3 protein-coding genes are annotated in these 2,358 nt (G+C 65.0%); all 3 read left to right on the top strand.

Going from position 1 to position 2,358, the window contains the following annotated elements:
- A partial coding sequence (locus tag JOZ76_RS30215) for an alpha/beta hydrolase family protein (RefSeq protein WP_291704969.1) occupies positions 1-599 on the top strand: 599 nt, incomplete at its 5' end.
- 173 nt (positions 600-772) lie between these two features.
- Entirely contained in the window at positions 773-1,777 is a 1,005-nt protein-coding gene (locus JOZ76_RS30210) for an ABC transporter substrate-binding protein (protein WP_291704967.1), read from the top strand.
- Between the two features lie 150 nt (positions 1,778-1,927).
- The coding region (locus tag JOZ76_RS30205) for an ATP-binding cassette domain-containing protein (protein WP_291704965.1) at positions 1,928-2,358 on the top strand (431 nt) is incomplete at its 3' end.

The raw sequence follows: 2,358 nt of genomic DNA, 5'->3' as shown, positions 1-2,358 counted from the left end.
GCGCCTGCTTCGTGTTTGCGCATGGCGCGGGCGCCGGCATGACGCACGCGTTCATGGCGCAGGTCGCCGACGGGCTCGGCGCCCGCGACATCGCAAGCCTGCGCTATCAGTTTCCCTACATGGACAAAGGCTCGAAGCGGCCTGATCCTCCCGCAGTAGCCCAGGCCGCAGTGCGCGCCGCGGTGGCAGAAGCTGCGCGGCAATGTCCGGGATTGCCGCTCGTCGCGGGCGGCAAGTCCTTTGGCGCGCGCATGACCTCGCAGGCGCAGGGCAGGACGCCGCTCGCTTGTGTGCGCGGCCTCGTATTCCTCGGCTTCCCCTTGCATCCGGCAGGAAAACCGTCGCGCGAGCGTGCCGCGCATCTTGCCGATGTGCGGATCCCGATGCTGTTCGTCCAGGGCACGCGCGACAAGCTTGCCGAGCCTGATCTGCTCAAGCCGGTCGCTGCGTGCCTAGGCGAACTGGCGAAGCTGCATCTCGTCGAGGCGGCCGATCATTCCTTTCACGTGCCGGCGCATTCCGGCCGCAACGACCGCGCTGTCATGGAGGAGGTCCTCGACGTAGTGGCGGCCTGGATCGCGGAAGTCGGAACCAACTGAATGGATGAAAGCCAGAGCCTCGCCGAGTCAATGTAACTTTTCGGTAACACAATTCTGCGCGACAGCGGCATCGAAAAGGTGCAACAAGAGTTGACGCGTCGCGGCGCCTTCATTGGGTCGTCCCCGGAGGCCCGCGACGGAAGAAACCCGGCGCCAGCAAAGGAGGAAGCGGAATGAAGTGGTCGGCGCGTCTCGCGCTCGCTTTTCTTTTGATGCTCGTGGCTGCGGCGCCCGCGCGCGCCGAGCAGTCGCTGAAGGCGACCATCGGGGTGCTCCGCCTGTCGTCATCGGCGCCGGTGTTCATCGCGCAGGACAAAGGCTATTTTCGCGACGAAGGTCTCGCCATCGAATTGAAGTTTTTTGACGCGGCACAGCCGGTCGCGGTGGCCACGACCGCGGGCGATGTCGATTTCGGCATCACGGCGTTCACCGCCGGGCTCTATAATCTCGCCGGCAAGGGCACGCTGAAGGTGATCGCAGGCATGAGCCGCGACAAGCCGGGCTATCCGCTGATCGGCTATTTCGCCAGTAACAAGGCCTACGCGGCGGGGCTGAAGACGCCGAAGGATCTCGCCGGCAAGCGCATCGCGGTGACGCAGGTCGGCTCCAGTTTCCACTATGCGCTGGGGCTGCTTGCCGACAAATATGGCTTCAGGCTCTCCGAGGTGAAGGTCGTGCCGTTGCAGTCGCTGTCGAACGCAGCCGCGGCGCTGAAGGGCGAGACGGTCGACGCAGCGCTGCTGCCGATCTCCACGGCGCGTCCGCTGGTCGAGTCCGATGGCGCCAAGCTGCTGGGCTGGGTCGGCGACGAGACGCCCTGGCAGGTCGGCGCGGTGTTCGCGTCTCCCAAGACGCTCGCGGACAAAGCGCTGGTCACGAAGCAGCTCGCGGCGCTCACGCGCGCCGACCGCGAATATCACGACGTCATCCTCGCCACCGTCAAGGACGGCAAGGCCGAACTCAACGACAGGACCCGGCCGCTGCTGGAGATCATCGCAAGATACACCAATCTTCCGGTCGAGCAGGTGGTCGGCAATTGCGCCTATGTCGACCCCGACGGCAAACTCGACGTGAAGAATGTCGACGGTCAGATCAAATGGCTGCAGGAGCAGGGCTTTGTCGACAAGGGGCTCGATGCGGACGCGATCATCGCGGACGTCTACGTGAAACGGGATTGATGTCAGTGCATTGTCGCCTGAAGCAACCGGGGTCGTCATTGCGAGCGAAGCGAAGCAATCCAGTGCCAAGAACTGGATTGCTTCGTCGCGTTGCGCCTCGCAATGAAGTGACCGAGCCCTTCCGCCGCGAGGCCAACCTCGGCTCATAAGATGGACCTGATCGCCGACCATATCAGCCATCGCTTCGGCGCGCTCGACGTGCTGGACGATGTGTCGTTCGCCGTTGGCGGCGGCGAGGTGGTCGCGATCGTCGGGCCGTCGGGCTGCGGCAAGAGTACGCTGCTGCAGATTCTCGGCGGGTTGCTGCAGCCGGCCGGTGGACAGGCCAGGCTGCGCGGGCATCCGCCGACCGACAGTCTCAACCCGCTGACCTTCGTGTTCCAGGATTTTGCGCTGCTGCCCTGGGCGACGGCCGAGGAAAACGTCGCATTTCCGCTGCTGCATGCGAGGATCTCGCCGCCTGAGCGCCGTGCGCTGGTCGCTGACGCGCTGCGCCGGACCGGTTTGTCGGATTTTCGCAATGCCTATCCGAAGCAGTTGTCCGGCGGCATGCGCCAGCGCGTCGGCATTGCGCGCGCGCT

Source organism: Bradyrhizobium sp. (assembly GCF_019244115.1).
In the GTDB taxonomy this organism is placed as follows: Bacteria; Pseudomonadota; Alphaproteobacteria; order Rhizobiales; family Xanthobacteraceae; genus Bradyrhizobium.
The sequence above is the reverse complement of the archived record's forward strand: the minus strand, read 5'-3'. Positions and strand labels throughout refer to the sequence as shown.